The sequence below is a fragment of the Chryseobacterium gilvum genome (assembly GCF_025628965.1).
GTDB classification, from domain to species: domain Bacteria; phylum Bacteroidota; class Bacteroidia; order Flavobacteriales; family Weeksellaceae; genus Chryseobacterium; species Chryseobacterium gilvum.
In genome coordinates this window covers 512698-529940 of the sequence record NZ_JAOTEN010000001.1, presented here as the reverse complement: position 1 = coordinate 529940, position 17243 = coordinate 512698, and the positions used below count along the sequence as shown (strand labels likewise).

14 protein-coding genes are annotated in these 17243 nt (G+C 38.0%); 1 reads left to right on the top strand and 13 read right to left on the bottom strand.

What is annotated here, in order from left to right; translation table 11 throughout:
* Window positions 1-93 precede the first annotated feature (93 nt).
* The 5 genes from rluF to N0B16_RS02420 form a co-directional block, all read right to left on the bottom strand.
* Window positions 94-819: a 23S rRNA pseudouridine(2604) synthase RluF gene (rluF, locus tag N0B16_RS02440; protein ID WP_262989128.1), complete on the bottom strand. Its 726-nt coding sequence runs from the start codon at window positions 817-819 to the stop codon at window positions 94-96.
* Between the two features lie 10 nt (window positions 820-829).
* Window positions 830-1528: a tRNA pseudouridine(55) synthase TruB gene (truB, locus tag N0B16_RS02435; protein WP_262989966.1), complete on the bottom strand. Its 699-nt coding sequence runs from the start codon at window positions 1526-1528 to the stop codon at window positions 830-832.
* Window positions 1529-1709: 181 nt separating this feature from the next.
* Window positions 1710-2528: an undecaprenyl-diphosphate phosphatase gene (locus tag N0B16_RS02430; RefSeq protein ID WP_262989127.1), complete on the bottom strand. Its 819-nt coding sequence runs from the start codon at window positions 2526-2528 to the stop codon at window positions 1710-1712.
* Between the two features lie 97 nt (window positions 2529-2625).
* Window positions 2626-2922, bottom strand: a complete 297-nt coding sequence (locus tag N0B16_RS02425; RefSeq protein WP_262989126.1) for a DUF3098 domain-containing protein — start codon at window positions 2920-2922, stop codon at window positions 2626-2628.
* Window positions 2923-2925: 3 nt separating this feature from the next.
* Window positions 2926-3825, bottom strand: coding sequence for a cell division protein FtsX (locus N0B16_RS02420; protein WP_262989125.1), 900 nt, complete (start codon window positions 3823-3825; stop codon window positions 2926-2928).
* A gap of 89 nt (window positions 3826-3914) precedes the next feature.
* On the opposite strand from N0B16_RS02420, the gene rsmA reads away from it, so the two are divergent.
* Window positions 3915-4682, top strand: a complete 768-nt coding sequence (gene rsmA / locus N0B16_RS02415) for a 16S rRNA (adenine(1518)-N(6)/adenine(1519)-N(6))-dimethyltransferase RsmA (RefSeq protein ID WP_262989124.1) — start codon at window positions 3915-3917, stop codon at window positions 4680-4682.
* A gap of 55 nt (window positions 4683-4737) precedes the next feature.
* Here rsmA and N0B16_RS02410 read toward each other — a convergent pair whose 3' ends face one another.
* From N0B16_RS02410 to N0B16_RS02375, 8 genes are all read right to left on the bottom strand, one after another.
* Window positions 4738-7107 (bottom strand): choice-of-anchor L domain-containing protein, encoded by a 2370-nt coding sequence (locus tag N0B16_RS02410; protein ID WP_262989123.1) that lies wholly within the window; start codon window positions 7105-7107, stop codon window positions 4738-4740.
* A 104-nt stretch (window positions 7108-7211) separates the two neighbouring features.
* Window positions 7212-10814, bottom strand: coding sequence for a choice-of-anchor L domain-containing protein (locus tag N0B16_RS02405; RefSeq protein WP_262989122.1), 3603 nt, complete (start codon window positions 10812-10814; stop codon window positions 7212-7214).
* A gap of 169 nt (window positions 10815-10983) precedes the next feature.
* Entirely contained in the window at window positions 10984-13323 is a 2340-nt protein-coding gene (locus N0B16_RS02400) for a choice-of-anchor L domain-containing protein (RefSeq protein ID WP_262989121.1), read from the bottom strand.
* A 102-nt stretch (window positions 13324-13425) separates the two neighbouring features.
* On the bottom strand, window positions 13426-13956 hold the full coding sequence (locus N0B16_RS02395) for a DUF1003 domain-containing protein (protein WP_262989120.1): 531 nt from the start codon (window positions 13954-13956) through the stop codon (window positions 13426-13428).
* An 8-nt stretch (window positions 13957-13964) separates the two neighbouring features.
* The gene (locus N0B16_RS02390; protein ID WP_438265260.1) at window positions 13965-14735 is read right to left on the bottom strand and encodes a TIGR02757 family protein; all 771 of its coding nucleotides are present in this window, start codon (window positions 14733-14735) and stop codon (window positions 13965-13967) included.
* 4 nt (window positions 14736-14739) lie between these two features.
* On the bottom strand, window positions 14740-15654 hold the full coding sequence (locus tag N0B16_RS02385) for a ribonuclease Z (protein ID WP_262989119.1): 915 nt from the start codon (window positions 15652-15654) through the stop codon (window positions 14740-14742).
* A 120-nt stretch (window positions 15655-15774) separates the two neighbouring features.
* Complete coding sequence (gene rdgB, locus N0B16_RS02380; RefSeq protein WP_262989118.1) at window positions 15775-16350, bottom strand: RdgB/HAM1 family non-canonical purine NTP pyrophosphatase; 576 nt, start codon at window positions 16348-16350, stop codon at window positions 15775-15777.
* 56 nt (window positions 16351-16406) lie between these two features.
* A complete protein-coding gene (locus N0B16_RS02375; RefSeq protein ID WP_262989117.1) occupies window positions 16407-17237 on the bottom strand; it encodes a CPBP family intramembrane glutamic endopeptidase in 831 nt (276 codons plus the stop codon).
* Window positions 17238-17243 lie beyond the last annotated feature (6 nt).

Below are 17243 nucleotides of genomic sequence, written 5' to 3'. Positions count from 1 at the left end.
CAAAAATTTTAGAAAATAACAATGCTTTAAGCAGAATTGTATGCGTTTATTTAAGTTTATCGTTATCAAATAAATATTCTTAATTAATATTAATTAGTCGATGGTTTTAGTAGAATCTTCAAGCAAAATATTGAGTTGAGAAAGTTCTTCGTCGGTTAAATCCCTCCATTTTCCGATCGGGAGATCCAGCTTTATATTCATAATCCGGATTCTTTTCAGCTTTTTAACCTCAAACCCAAGAAATTCGCACATTCTCCGGATCTGCCTGTTGAGACCCTGTGTAAGCACAATACGGAACGTCATAGCATCGATTCTTTCTACCTCACATTTTTTTGTTACAGTATCCAGAATGGGAACTCCGTTTCGCATTTTTTCAAGAAATTTTGTAGTGATCGGCTTGTCTACCCGTACTAAATATTCTTTTTCGTGATTATTTCTGGCCCTCAAAATTTTGTTGACAATATCTCCGTCGTTGGTAAGAAGTATCAATCCTTCACTTGGTTTATCTAATCTTCCGACCGGGAAAATCCTTTTCGGATGGTTGATAAATTCAATGATATTATCTCTTTCGCGTTTGGTATCTGTAGTACAAACAATCCCGACCGGTTTATTAAAGGCAATATAAATGGGTTTATCCTGCGATTCACGAATGGGTTTGCCATCCACTTCCACCACATCTTCATCAGAGATTTTTGTACCCATCTCAGGAATTTTTCCATTGACGGTGATTCTCCCTTCTTCCAAAAGCTTATCTGCTGCTCTTCTTGAACAGTATCCTACTTCAGACAAATATTTATTAATACGTGTTTTTTCCTGCATCGATCTGTTTTTAATTGTTTACAAATTTATACTCATTATCCAAAAAAGCAGAAGTGGCATCTTCAATTTTATACTCTCCGATTTTTGTTCTTCTCAATTGCGTTAAATACGCACCAACTCCTAATTCCTGGCCGATATCATGAGCTAAGCTGCGAATATAAGTTCCTTTTGAACAGCCCACCGTAAAGCTTATAAACGGAAAATCAATTTTAATATCTTTAATATAAAAAATGGTTGTTTTCCTTGATTTCATCTCGACTTCCGTTCCGGCTCTGGCTAAATTATAGGCTCTTTTTCCATCAATTTTAATGGCTGAGAAAACGGGAGGTTTTTGTTCAATTTCTCCTAAAAAACAATGTAAAGCTTCATTAATTTTTTCTTCTGAAATATGAGAAATATCCTTTGGTATAATTTCCGGTTTTTCGGTATCGTATGATTCTGTCTGTACTCCGATTTTTATTTCCGTCCAGTATTCTTTCGGGGCATCCTGTATTTCAGGAATTATTTTTGTGAATTTTCCGCAGCAGACAATTAATAAACCGGTTGCTCTCGGATCTAAAGTTCCGGCGTGCCCGATTTTAAATTTCTTCGGAAGACCAAACTCACTTTTGAGCTTATACTTTAATTTGTTTACCGCCTGAAAGGAAGTCCAGTCCAAAGGTTTGTCTAAAAGAAAGATGTGTCCTTCAAGAAGTTGTTCTGCTGTCATAACATTTATGAGTAATAATTTATCTGCTGCAATTTCCGCAGCCCGACTTGATGATATGTTCATTTTTTTATTTGAATCATCAAACCACTTCGTTAGATTTGAACGGAGCTCTTTTTGCCGGAGCGAAGCGGAGGCAAAAAGCGGGAGCGGAAGGCGGAAATAGCTGCCCTAAAAATAATAATTATTTAAACCAATAAAAATAAATCAGCAAAGCAATTCCTACGATAATTCTGTACCATCCCCAAGGTTTGAACCCGTATTTATTCAATACTCCGATGAATGCTTTGATGGCGATAAGCGCAACAATAAACGCGACCATATTTCCAACAATAAAAATCAGAATATGATCATTTGAAGAAAGGATCATTTCGTATCCTTTCATAGGATGCGTTGTTTCTTTACCCCATGTTTTCACAAAAACCGAGTAAACTGTCACCGCTAACATGGTGGGAACCGCTAAAAAAAAGGAAAATTCTGCCGCCGCTCTTCTGGTTAATCCCTGCGTCATTCCACCAATAATGGAAGCCGCACTTCTACTTGTTCCGGGCATCATGGCTAAACATTGCCAAAAACCGATAGTAACTGCTTTTTTGATCGAAAGTCCTTTTTCATCGTCAATTTTAGGATTTTTGAACCACTCATCTGCAAATAACAGGATTACTCCGCCCAAAACCAGAACTGACGAGATCGCAATCTGATTTCCCAGCACCGCTTCTATCTTATCATCAAAAATATATCCTAAAACCAGCGCAGGAATCACCGCAAAACCAAGCTTGAAATAAAACTGAAGATTTTTCAGATCAAAGAATTTTTTCCAGTAAGCAACGACTACCGATAAGATAGCGCCAAACTGAATTGAAACCTGAAACATTTTCATGAACTCATCGTCTCTCATCCCCATAAGATTAGCTGCAAAACCCATGTGGGCTGTTGAAGAAATCGGCAAATATTCTGTAAGTCCTTCTACAATCGCAATGATAATTGCTTTGATTATATCCATAGTATAGCTATAAAAGTTTAGAGATTAAGAAATTCAGAGATTTAGACAAACGGTTCTAAATTTCAAAATCTTTTAACCTCTAAATGAAATTGGTGAGTTATTTTCTTTTTAAAATCGCGTAAACTTCAATGGCAAAACCAATTACGATAAGCAACGGAGCGATTCTTATTCTTCTGATCGAGAAAATATCGTCGTTCCAGGCGTTAGGATCCAGTTTTCCGTCAACAGTGTTTGCATCGGGTCCCATCATCAATAGAAAACCTACAACAATACATGCTAAACCAATCAACATCCATTTAAAATTCTGCTGGCCAAAATAGAACGTATCTTCTTTTGGAGCCTCTGTTTCCTTACCAAAATCTGATGCGGAAAATTTATGTAATTTTTTACCCATTTTTTAAGAATAATATAAATCGTCAACACTTGATCTCAGGAACCTCCATGTTGCAATAATTGTACTGAGCACCGTAATCAAAATCCCTACTCCAAAGATCAGCAAAACTAACCAGAAATACTGCTGATTATCCTGAACAAAAGAAGATCCTATTTCACTTGTAAAATAATACCAAACCCCGAAAAGCGCGATCAATCCCAGAAAAGAACCGATACAGCCCAAAACAACAGCTTCAATAATAAAGGGTTTTAAAATAAAACGTCTTTTGGCACCTACCAACTGCATGGTTTTAATGATAAACCGTTTGGAAAATATTTTTAACCGGATTGAATTATTAATCAATACTACCGCCAGAATTAAAAATAAGAGCGAAAAACCCAATATCCATTTCAAAATCCTGTTGAGATTATTGTAAACATCCACCATAAGACTGCTGTCATTTTTGACATCCACAATCCCCGGAACCGAACCTATGATTTTTATGGCTTCATCAATTTTTGCGGGATCCACATACTCCGGCTTTAAAGCAACTTCTACGGATGAAGGAAAGATATTTTCCTCAAAAAGCGCATCACTGTCAATACCCATACTGGTTTTGGCCTCCTTTGCCGCCATATCCCTGGAAATATAAGTTGCTCTTTTTACAGGAGCCAAAATCTGTATTTTTTTAAAGGTTTCTTCTTCCAGCTTAGCAATTTTCAAAGAATCTTTAGCATCATAATTTTCATCAAAGTACGCATTTACAACAAGTTGCTCTTTGATATAATCAGAATATTTCTGGGCATTGATTAAAATAAGCCCCATTAATCCTAATAAAAATAACACTAATGCAATGCTTATTACGACTGTAATATTGCTGGACCGAAGCCTTTTCTTATTGAATTCATCTACAGATTTAGCCATTAATATTAAATTTTTGGCTAAAATAGAAAAATTCTACCGAAATTTGGAACGAATAAGAGAAAATCATTGTTAACAAAATCATAAAAACTTTGAGTGTAAAAGCAAAAAAACATCTCGGTCAGCACTTTTTGACAGATGAAAACATCGCAGAAAAAATTGTAGAAGGCTTAAGCTTCGAAAACTACAAAAACATTATGGAAGTGGGACCGGGAATGGGTGTGCTTACCAAATATCTTCTGGAAAAAGATCAAAAAATTTATCTTGCAGAGATCGACCAGGAGTCGATAGAATATCTTAAAAAAAATTATCACACCACGGAAGAAACGTTTGTAGGTGATTTTCTGAAACAGGATTTTGAATTTATCAAGCAGGATCAGATCGCTATTATCGGGAATTTTCCGTATAATATTTCGTCACAGATTTTATTTAAAATTATTGATTATTACCAAATCGTTCCTGAAATGGTGGGTATGTTCCAGAAAGAAGTTGCAGAGCGCACTGCTGCCGTACCGAGAACCAAAGATTATGGGATACTTTCTGTGCTGGTGCAGGCTTATTACGATGTGACTTATCTTTTTACCGTACATGAGAATGTTTTTAACCCGCCACCAAAAGTAAAATCGGGAGTCATTAAACTGACGAGAAATCCAAAGGAAGGACTTGCCGGAAATGAGGTTCTTTTTAAGCAAATCGTGAAGGCAGGATTTGGTCAGAGAAGAAAGAAACTTTCAAATTCATGGAAAGTGCTCAATATTCCGGAAGCATTAAAAACACATGAATTCTTAGATAAAAGAGCCGAAGAGTTAAGCGTCGAGGATTTTATTTCCTTTACTCAGCTGTGGAAAGAAAATCAATAAAAACAAAAAAGCCTTTCAATAATTTGAAAGGCTTTTTTTATGGAACGATATCATCTTATTCTCTGTTTTTCAACATGATCCATCCGGATGTGCTGAATTGAGTTTTAGATTTATCATATTCGAAATTAAATTTATACCAATAGGTTGCTGTTGACAATCTTTTTCCGCCAACTGTTCCGTTCCAGATTGGAGTTTCTTTTGAAAATCTGAACATTTCAACACCGTATCGGTCATAAATCGATCCTGTAAAGTTTTTAAACTTACCTACTGAAGTAAGATCAATCACATCATTTACACCATCCTGATTCGGGGTGATAATATTGTTGATATAGAAAGTAAAGAAATCAATAGACCCTTCACAGCTTGTTCCCTGTATTCTTACCCTGATGGTATAATCTGTATTATTCAGCAAATTGGTAAATATGTTAGAAGTCTGCCAGTTGATGCCGCCATCGATAGAATATTCCAAAGTTCCCGGAATGTTATTGATAGAAGGATTCTCTGCTGTAACCGTTAAGGTATTATTGCTGTAATCTAAGTTTGAAATATACGGTAAAGCTGCTGCCATTACTTTAACAGTAAATGTTTTGGTACAGATTCCGTTGTTGATGGTCACTGAATAGATACCTAACTGATTAACGGTAATGGTTCTTGTAGTAGCACCTGTACTCCACAAATATGTATATCCGTTTCCTGCTCCCGCATCCAGAACTGCGGTATCACCAATACACATTTCGATATCTTGAAGTGGTGATGTAATTTCAGGAACGACTTCTACCACTACGGTTGCAGGCTGCAAAGATTTACAACCTTTCACTCCGATTGCATATACTGTAAATGTCGTTGTCTGATATAAAGGTATGGATTGTGTATTTCCGCTTCCCGGAAAATTATTCCATAAATAGGTTGTTCCTCCTGATGCAGTAAAGTTAACGACTTCACCCGGGCAAACTCTCACTCGCGTAGACGTAAGGTGAGCGGTAGGAGTTGTTTCTTTAGCCAGCGTTAATTTAATGAGCTTGCTGCAGAATCCTCCGTCAGAAACCACAACATATAAAATCTGACCGTCTGTTCCGTTATAATTGGCAACATTGGTAATGTAATTGGTATTTTGTGCCAATGCATCTGCCTGATTCACATAAAAACGGAATGTTGCTGTCGATGTAGGGCTGATTAATGGTTTCGCATTATTCAGATCAAATGTGGTAATATCCGGAGTGCTGCATAGAAGGAATGTTGCATCTTGTGCCAATGGCGTTGTACCACCATGAATCACAATACTTGCTTTTCCGGGGCAAGGATTTCCCGGAACTGATACCTCAATAGTATACGTTCCCGGTTCAATGGCCGTTATAGAATTTGTAGTGGCTCCCGGAACCGGCGCACCGTTATAAAACCATTGATATGTCATAATAGGGTCACTTACAGAGGCAGTAAGTACTGTAGGAACTTTATCACATACATTAATATCTGAAGGTAAGGTTGCCCCATTGTTATCTAAAAGATCAACACCGATATTAAATGATCCTCCTTCTAAAAATACTGCTGAATCGTAGCTTCTATCAAGTGCATCTGCCAAAACCATTTTAAAATGATAGGCTTGACCCGGAACTACAGCAGCAGTTGCCGTTAGAGGAATGGTTCTTCCATTAAAATTGGTCTGGGTATTGGTCGTATTGTATCCTGCGAAAAAAGCGGCATTTGCAGCTCCGCAGCTTAAAGGAAAACCATTATCCTGGTTTGCAGGGTGAATATTGGTAACACTCACAGGTCCTGCCCCACTTGGTAATACTGCCATATTCGTGTAAGGGCCTGTACTTCCTACCGGTCTTAAAAGCAAAGCAAACGCATCAGAAAAACTACAAGGGAAACTTCCCGTATATTCTTCTGAAGCAAACAGATAATTAAATTTTACCTGACTTGAAGTAGGAACAAAATCAAACTCAAGGATAACAGCATCATTTAATGTACCGGTAGGATTGGTTGCCGCAACTAAATCCGGATCGCTGTTTGTGGTAAGTGCATCTCCCAATGTACCTGCATTAGCTGTATTTCCCGCTTTACTTACAAATCCTGTAGACAGTACAATTCCGTCTTTGAAAGGGAAAGCGGTCGTTCCTCTGTGAAAATAACCCCAAGATCTGTTCGCATTGGTTACCGGTAAATTAGGGCTTACCTGAACATTGGAAACTGTAGGAGTGATACAAGTATTGGTACCTGATGAAATTAATACATCTTTTACAAGTTGCAGTGGTGTAAAAGCAGACTCTGCATATCCTGCAGCATTCACATCGATAAAAGCACCGGCTTTCATAGATAATGAGGAGAGCTTTTCCTTTTGAGGCTTCCTGGTTTCAACCCTTTGTGCAAAAAGACTATTTGATGACGCAATGAATAATGAAAACAACAGTAGATATCTCTTCATAATAATTTTGTTTCAACAAATTTAATGGTTTTTTAAATATATTGTATCAATTTTTACATATTTTGTGTTAAAAATTAAAGTCTTCCCGTGGGAAGACTTTAATTTTAATTTCTGTTTTTAAGTAATATCCATCCACTTCGAAGCTCAAGCTTTTTACTTGCCGGATTTTCCCATTGCACTCTATACCAATACGTTGCAGTAGGCAAATTGATACCTTTCACTGATCCGTCCCATATTGTACTGGATTTTGTAGCCTTAAATACTTCTGCACCATACCGGTCAAATATTGAAGCCGCAAAGTTATTGTAAGTTAAAATTCCTGAAAAATCTATTCCTTCATTCATACCATCCCGATTTGGGGTAATGGCATTTTTAACAACAAAAGTAAAATAAGCTAATACTTTACTACAGTTGGCTCCGGAAACCCGTACTCTCAAATTATAATTAGCATTATTCAAAACATTATAAAATACATTTGAATTTTGCCATGTCACCCCATCGTCAATAGAATATTCCAGGATTCCTCCGGTAGGATTTGTCGTTGAAAGGGTAAGAATATGATTATCATACACAACATTTGTAAATTGTGGTAAGTTCGGATTTAACAATTGTGCACTGAACACTTTTGAACAAGTCCCATTACTGATCGTTACAGAATACGTTCCGGGAATATTTGTGGAAATTGTCTGCGTAGTTGCTCCGGTGCTCCATACGTATGTGTAATTCGGGCCTGCTCCGGCATCTAAAATTCCTGTGTCTCCTGCGCAAACGTATACATCCTGTAAAGTGGAAACAATTGCCGGAACCACCTCAATCGTTACTGTTGCCGGTGTATTGGAAGTACAGCCGTTTCCACCCAATGCAAATACCGAATATGTTGTTGTTACGGTGGGAGAAACAATTTGTGTATTTCCATTACCGGTAAGTCCTACCCAATTATAGGTAAATCCTCCGCTTGCGGTTAATGTCACAGGTTCACCCGCACATATTTTACTTTTGGATGCGGCGACTACTGCCGTTGGCGGACCTACAATAATGGTTACCGTAGCGGTATTTGCAGAAACACAGCCATTCGCTCCGATTGCTGAAACGGTATAAGTTGTATTCGATGTAGGTGAAACAACCTGAGTATTTCCGGTTCCCGGAAGACCGGTCCAGTTGTACGTTGCACCTCCCGAAGCAGTTAAAGTTACTGATTCTCCCGGACAAATCTGAGCTACTGATGAAGTAACCGACACTACCGGTTTCACTTTATCTTCAATAACGGTTACATTGGCCGAATAAGTACAAGTTAAATTTCCAGGCTGAGTAACATTCGTTACGGTTAAGGTGTAAACACCACCTGCATTAACGACAGGGGTTAAAGTATTTGCACCAGAAACAATATTACCTCCCGTAGTAGTCCATAATATCGTGGAACCTGCAGGAATTACCGATGAAGATGCATTCAAGGTTACCTGAGCCGTTGTACAGGTGATGGTTTGAGGTGCTGCAATGGTTAATGTCGTAGGCGCCGTTACCAATAACTGTAAGGTGACTACATATTTACAACCGCCATTGCTTACTAAAACATAGATTGTTTGGTTTCCTGGGCTTGAAAAAGTTGTCGGAGTTGTTATATTATTTGTGTTACCTGCATTGGCATCTGCCTGATTTACATAATACGTAAATGTAACTCCGCTTGCGCTGGTTATTTGAGGTTGCGCAGAAGTTAAATCGTAGGTAATATTTCCTTGCTGATAACATTTTAAAAGGGTTGCATTCTGTACGGTGATAGGTTGTGAAACCTGTATGGTAACAGTTGCCGGCGAAGTAGAAACACAGCCGTTTGCTCCTACTGCGGTTACCGTGTAGGTTGTATTTGCTGTCGGCGTAACGGTTTGCGTATTTCCGTTTCCGGTAAGTCCGGTCCAGTTATAGGTTGTTCCTCCAGATGCGGTTAATGTTACGGTTTCACCCGCACAGATCAGTATTTTGCTCGCTGTAAGTCCTGTAGTTGGAGGAGCGCTGTCACCTGTCACCACGACATTCGCAGTATTTGTACAGGTTACATTACCCGGCTGAAAAGTATTGGAAATCGTTAATGTATAGGTTCCTGCAGCATTGATTACAGGATTTAAAGTGGTGCCTCCTGAGACAATATTCCCTCCTGTCGTCGTCCAGTTAAAAGTAGAGCCTGCAGGATAAGTTGAGCCGGAACCATTCAAAGTGATCTGGGAATTGGTACATGTTAAAACTGTAGGCGTGGCAATTGTTGCTGTAATTTCAGGGGCTTTTATTAATTGAAGTTGCGCTACCTTAGAACAGAATCCATTTTTTACCAATACATAAATTGTTTGGTTTCCGGGGCTTTGAAAGGTTGTGGGTGAAGCAATCGTATTGGTATTACCGGCATTTGCATCCGCCTGGTTAATGTAATATGAAAAAGTAGCACCTGGTGTTGTACTTATTGAAGTCTGCGCCGAGGTTAAATTAAAAGTAGCATTCCCTGCGACATAACAACTCGTCAAAGTCGCATTTTGTACGGTAGGAGAAGTTCCGCCAACGATTGTTACACTGGCTGTTCCGGGGCAAGAATTACCCGGAATTAGGACCTGAACGGTATACAATCCCGGTTGTGTCGCAGTGTAAGTGCTTGAGGTGGCTCCCGGTATGATTCCTGTGTTTAAAAACCACTGATAAGTAGCTCCCGGAATCTGAACAGACGCGGTAAAAGTTTGTGGCGCGTTGTCACATACATTAATAGAAGATGGCAGCTGCACTCCATTTGATCCTAGAATCTGAACCCCGATGTCAAAAGAACCTGCTTCTAAAAATACGCCTGAGTCATATGCCGAATCCTGATAATCTGCCAATACCATTTTAAAATGATAAGTCTGGCCCGGAATTACGGTAGCCTTTGCCGTTAACGGAATCGTGCGTCCGCTGAAATTAGTTTCTATTGCAGCATTATTGTATCCTGCAAAATAAGTAGGATTTGCAGCACCACAACTAAGCGGTGCTCCGTTAAACTGGTTTGCAGAGTGAATATTCGTTACACTCACCGGTCCTGCGCCGCCTGGTAAAACAGCCAAATTGGTGTATGCAGGATCTCCTACTTTTTTTAGTAATAATGCAAAACCATCCCCTATAGTACAAGGATAGTTGTTTTCGTATTCTTCTGAAGCAAATAAATATCTGAACGATACCTCTGTTGAACTGGGTACGAAGTCAAATTCTATATACGTAGCATCTTTTAAGTTTGAGTTTGCAATCCCGAGAGCCGTCGCCAAATCTGCGTCACCTTGTACGGTAACACCATCACTTAATTCTGCAGCCTGAAAAGTATTTCCCGCCTTTCTTGCATGACCGGTGGTAAGAAGAATTCCTTTTGAGAAAGGAAAACTGGTAGTTCCGCGATTGAAAAAGCCCCACGTCCTGGTTTGGTTGGTTACCGCCAAATCCGGCGATACCACAACGTTGGTGACATTTGCGGTAGAACAGGTAGAGCCTCCGGCAATGAGTACATCTTTAATAAGTTGTGTGATACTATAGGATGATTCGGGATATGCAGCGGTATTTACATCAATAAATGCTCCAGCCTTCATTGTTTCAGCTGTAGGTTTTTGCAAACTTTTGCTTTTCACTCTGGTCTGAGCAAAAGAAAAGCTACCTGTGAGAGCTAAAAATAAAGCCAAAAATAAACTTCTTGTACTTCTATTTAACATTTTATACTATTTTAAACAAAAATACTATTTTTTTTAATTGAAATTCAATCTAATATGACTGTTATTGTTATTAATACAATTTAATGGGATCTTAACTGCCTATATTATTTATATAAAAATAAAAAAGACCGGCAAATACCGATCTTTCTTTAATTCAATTCTTATTCAATTATTCAAAATTTTTCAATAATATCCAACCTGTTTTCACGGTATTCTGCTTACTGGCAGGATCCTGGAAACTTACCTGATACCAATAAGAGGAAGTCGGTAATTTTTTTCCCTGGAAAAGACCATCCCAATACGGTCTTATTTTCTCAGCCTTATAGATTTCTCTTCCGTAACGGTCTGAAATCGTAGCTTTAAAATCTTTATAATCGCTCACTCCTCTGAAATCAATAATATCGTTTACATTATCCCCATTTGGAGTAATGACATTCTTCATGACAAAGGTGAAGAATTCAAGGAAACCAACACAGCTTGTATTTTTAACTCTCACCCGAATAGAGATGATCGTGTTTTTCGGCACGTTTGAGAATACATTTGAAGCCTGCCATGTAATTCCGTTATCTACAGAATATTCTAATATTCCATTACTTGGATTGCTTGCTGAGATAATCATGGTTCCGTTTTCATTATAATCTACATTCACTATTTCAGGAATGATCGCTTTAATAACCTGTGTTGTAAATACTTTACTGCAAACCCCGTTACTGATTTCCACGGTATATGTTCCCGGAGTATTGACGGTAATGGTTCTGGTGGTTGCATTATTGCTCCAAGAATACACATAATTAGGACCTGCACCTGCATCTAAAGTTATCTGATCTCCTGTGCATATAAGACCGCCGGTAAGATTGGATGTGATTGCAGGAACCACCTCAACCGTTACAGTAGCCGGAACTAAAGATTTACATCCCTGTACACCGATTGCGTATACTGTGTAAGTCGTCGTTTGCGTAGGTGATACTGTACGGATAGGTCCAGTTCCTGTAAAATTGCTCCACTGATAAGTATTCCCACCCGAAGCTGTTAATGTAACTGATTCACCTGCACATATTTTTAATTTTGATGAAGCTAATTGCGCAATAGGCGTTGCTTCTTTTTTAAGTGTCAGTGTAACCAGTTTACTACAAAAACCGCCGTTAGAAACCACAACATATAAAACCTGGCCGTCTGTACCGTTATAACTCGTTGGTGTTGTTATAAAATTAGCATTCTGAGCCACTGCATCTGCCTGTACGGCGTAATAGCGGAATACAGCACCTGTTGTTGTGCTTATTGAAGGTTGTGCGGAAGTAAGATTAAAATTTGTATTTCCCGGAGTGGTACATAACTGCAAAGTAGCATTCTGTGCTACAGGAGATGTACCTCCCACAATTGTAATCGTTGCTGAGCCCGGACAATTATTTCCGGGAACCGAAACCTTCACTTCATACACTCCCGGCTGTGTAGCCGTGTAGGTAATATTGGTCGCTCCCGGAATCGCAACTCCATCCTTATACCATTGAAACGTCATTCCCGTAACCACGGATACCTGAGCTTTTAATATTTGCGGAGTATTATCACACACATTAAGCGTTGCAGGCAATGCAACACCATTTCCATCAACGATTTTGATTCCTATATCAAAAGATCCTCCCTCAATAAAAACCGCACTGTCATATGATGAATCGGTAGCATCTGCCAAAACCATTTTAAAGTGATAAGACGTACCCGGAACTACTGTAGCAATAGCAGTTAAAGGGACTGTTCTTCCTTCATAATTGGTTACAATATTCGTTGAGTTATTATAGCCTGCAAAAAAACTTTCATTAATGGCCGGACAACCTCCAATACCGGGAATCAGCGGATGAATGTTTGTCATACTTACAGGTCCTGCTCCGGCTGGAAGAATAGCTACATTTACATAAGGTCCTCCTGCGGTAGGTCTGATTAATAATGCAAAAGCATCTGAATAACTACAAGGAAAAGAACCGGTATATTCTTCAGAAGCAAAGATATAGTTAAATTTAACCTGAGTAGAATTTGGAACAAAATCAAATTCCAGCATGGCAGCATCGTTCAGTGTTGTGGTAGGAGATGTCGCAGCGACAAGATCCGGATCACTTCCGGTAGAGATGGTAGAACTTGCAAAAGTAGCTGTATTTCCGCCTGCTTTTGCCATCCCTGTAGATAAGATAATCCCGTCATTGAACGGAAAAGCAGTAGTCCCTTTATTAAAATATCCCCAAAACCTGTTGTCATTTGTAACCAGATGATTCGGAGTCACTGTTACATTGCTTACGTTCGGAACCGAACAGGTAGATCCTCCATTAATCAAAATATCTTTTACCAATTGTTCCGGAGTGTAAGTAGAAGCCGGATACGGTGCAACATTAATGTCTATAAACGCGCCCGCTTTGCTGTTTTCAGCAGAAATCTTATTTTTCGGAGGCTTTCTTTCTTTAATCTGAGAGAAAGCAGATCCTGAAATCAAAAGCAATACCAAAAAGAAAAAGTAATTTTTCAATCTATAACTTAACATTTTATTCTTTGTTTTTCCAAAAATAACAAAAATAAATTTAAAGTCTTGTTTTTTTAATAATTGTTTTCGACGTTTAATGATCAAATTTTAGTCTTTTCGTAGCTGATCAATCATATACTGCAATTCTGAAATCTTATCTTTAAGGGCTTTGATCTCGTTTTTATTAGAATTCACATTGCTCTTGAGAATTACATTCTTTGCTCTTTCATTATGATCTTCGTCATCTTCATCATCGTTAATCTCTTCAATATCTTCCTGAATATCTTCAATATCTTCTGTAATTTCTTCAATATCTTCGGTGATCTCTTCAATATCTTCCTGAATATCTTCAATATCCTCACTAATCTCCTCAATATCTTCCTGAATATCTTCAATTTTTTCATGGCTTTTATTGACTGACATCTGGATAAATATTGCCAGATAAATCGCTTCCAGAGAAACTACCGTGGTTAATATGAGAAGCATCTTATCAAATTCTACGATGTTAAGAGCCGGTAAAAGAAAAGAAATGGCAAAAAATAAGGTATGGGCAATGAGTGAAGGGATAGAACCAATCCACCAAGTAATTCCGTTTGCGATTTTCTCCAAAAATTCTGTTTTTTCGTCTGGTGTTTTCATTTCTTTTTTTACAATAGTTCTTTTGTTACGCCTAATCCAAATAATGCGAAATCATATTTAGCAGGATCATTTTTATCAAATTTTCTGACGGCTTCATCTAATTCTACAACCGCTTTCCAATCATTTTGTGTTCGGGAGATCAATCCTAATGTACGTGAAATATTTCCGGTATGCACGTCCAGAGGAATCGACAGATGTTTCTGATCAATCGTTTCCCATATCCCAAAATCTACCCCACGTTGATCATTCCTCACCATCCAGCGGAGAAACATAATGATTCTTTTGGAGGAAGAATTTTTATAGGGTGAGCTTACATGTTTGTGGCTTCGGTGTTTTTCTGCCTGTAAGAAGCTGGTGCGGAATCTTTCAATGGAGTGATAAAAATTGGTTTCAGCATTATTGATTTTAAATAGATTTTCAAGGCTCTCATTGTCTTTATAAATCCTGTTGAACTGTCTGATAAAATACGCAAAATCTTCACCGTTAAAAGTTCTGTGAATACTTTTGCTTTCAATTGATTTTAAATCGTTATCAGTATGGTTTAGCACAAAATCATAAGGTGAATTTCCCATCATATCGAGCATTTTATCTGCCGATTTGATGATGGCCTTCCGGTTTCCCCACGAAATAGTCGCTGCCAAAAAACCTGCAATTTCGATATCCTGCTTTACAGAGAATCGGTGCGGAATCTGTATGGGATCATCCTGAATAAATTCAGCATTATTGTATACATCAGCTTTTTCATTCAGAAAATCTCTTAATTCTTCAAAATTCAGCATACCTTTAAATTTTCACTACTTCTAAAGCTTTGGGTAAAAATGTGTTCGGAAAAACCGTTCTGGCTTCATCGGTAAATACCGTCAAATCACTATATCTATTAGAAAAATGCCCTAAAATAAGTTTTCCGGCCTCTGCTTTTTTTGCGATCACAGCTGCCTCCATTGCGGTGGTATGACCGGTATAATCTGCCATTTCTTTCAGATCATGCAAAAAGGTAGACTCATGATACAGAACCGTTACATTCTTAATAATGGGAATCACACTTTCCAAATACCGTGTATCGCTACAGAATGCATAGGAGACTGCAGGAGCAGGATCTGTCGTAAGAATTTCATTTTTAAGAACATAGCCATCTTTCAGCTCAAAATCCCTTCCTGCTTTCAGGTGGTGATAATCACAGGTTTCAATCTCATCATATTTGGAAATTTCTTTCATATTGAGATGCCTTTCCTTTGGTTTTTCTTTAAAAAGATACCCGTTACAGTAAATTCTGTGATCTAAAGGTATGGTATATACTTCTACCCTGTTGTCTTCATAGATTTTTTCAGACTCATTTTTATCAAGCTCATGATATACCACTTCAAAACCCCGATGTGTTTCGGTAATGGTAAAGATAGTTTCCAGCATTTTTTTGATTCCTTTCGGGCCGTATACATGCAGTGGCATTTCTCTCCCTAAAAGCCTGAAAGAGGCGATCAGTCCCGGTAAACCGAAACAGTGGTCACCATGAAGATGAGAGATAAAAATATGATTGATTTTTGAAAATCTCGCTTTTGCTTTTCTGAGCTGTACCTGCGTTCCTTCTCCGCAATCGATCAGGAAAGAGCGTTCCTCCATTTCAAGAAGCTGAGATGTGGGAGATGTATTGACGGTAGGTATCGCTGAATTAAAGCCTAATATCGTTAAATAAGTACTCAAATCTAAAATTTATTGTGGTAAATGTACGACAGAAAATCGAAACACGGATTCTATTAAAAAAGTCAGATACATTAAGAACTGGCTCTTTACAAAAACTTTAAAATATTGGAGCGTAAATTATTATTTTGATTTAAAAAGAAACTTCAAAAACAGATCTATAGCCTGTTTCCGGTGGCTGATTTTATTTTTATTCTCCGGATCCATCTCGGCAAATGTATAATCATAACCTTGCGGAACAAAGATAGGATCATACCCGAAACCTTTAAAGCCTTTATTTTCTGTCAGCAAATTACCATGAACCTTACCTTCAAAATATTGGGGACCGTTTTCATCATAATAGCACAAAACGGTAATGAAATAAGCTTTCCTGTTTTCAATACCGGTCATTTCTTCAAGAACTTTTGCGATATTTTTGGCAAAGTCATGATCTCCCGCGTAACGGGCAGAAAAAATTCCGGGTCTTCCGTCTAAAGATTCAACCGCCAATCCGCTGTCGTCACCCAGACTAGGAATTCCCGTTTTTTCAAAACAGTATTTGGCTTTAATTAAAGCATTGGCATTGAAAGAGTCTCCATCTTCAATGATTTCTTCGTGTATGTTGTAATCAGTCAGGCTTTTAACAGTAAATTCGTTTCCTAAAATCTGCTGAATTTCTTCTTTTTTATGTAGATTATGAGTGGCTACTAATAATTCCATTATGTGTAGATTATTATAATTAATGATTAGAATAAAAAACTATACTTATATTTTATTTAAAGCTCTGAATAATGCACTTTATATTTTTTCATAAAAAGGAAATAAAATAAAGAGAAAAGCAAAATCCCGATTCCTAACATAACCCATTCTGTTACCTTAAAAGCTTCTGAAAAGCTTTCGTTTTTGGTATATAAAATAAGCACTGAAGAGCATAAATTATTAAAACCATGCAAAAGCATCGGCAAAAGAAGAGATTTTGTTTTGTAATAGACCAAACCCAGAACGGTCCCTAATAAGACGGCACCTACAAACTGCCACGGATTTCCGTGTACCAATCCGAAAACAACAGATGCAAATAAGATTGCCTTCCATGGTGCAACTCCTTTATTGATCAAACCCTGCTGAATAATGCCCCTGAAAATAATTTCCTCAAAAATGGGAGCCATGATCACCGCCGTAATAATCATCACTAAAGGATTATCGGTAAGCTGATCCATCAGTTTGGTGAAAAAATCGTAATATTTCCCGAAGAATGGCCCGGTTACAGGTATCTGTGATGTGAAAAATTCCCCGATAAACATCATTCCCAACATCATCGGAAAAATTAAAAGATAAGTATAAAAATTGGTGGGTGAAAAATTAAAATTCAGTTTCTTTTTTGTGGAGGGCCTTACAATAAAAAAATCGAAAAAGGCAATAGCCGTAAGGAATCCCGCAGCATTGGAAAGCATAAAAAACCAGTCTCTATATTGCAGATTTTCTTTACATACAAGCATCCAGAAAACATTGAATAAAGAAACGGCAATGGTTCCCAAAAACAAACCACCCAATAAAACCAATCCTCCGAGCCATGTAAAGGTAAACTTTGGATATCTGCTATGTTCCATTATTTT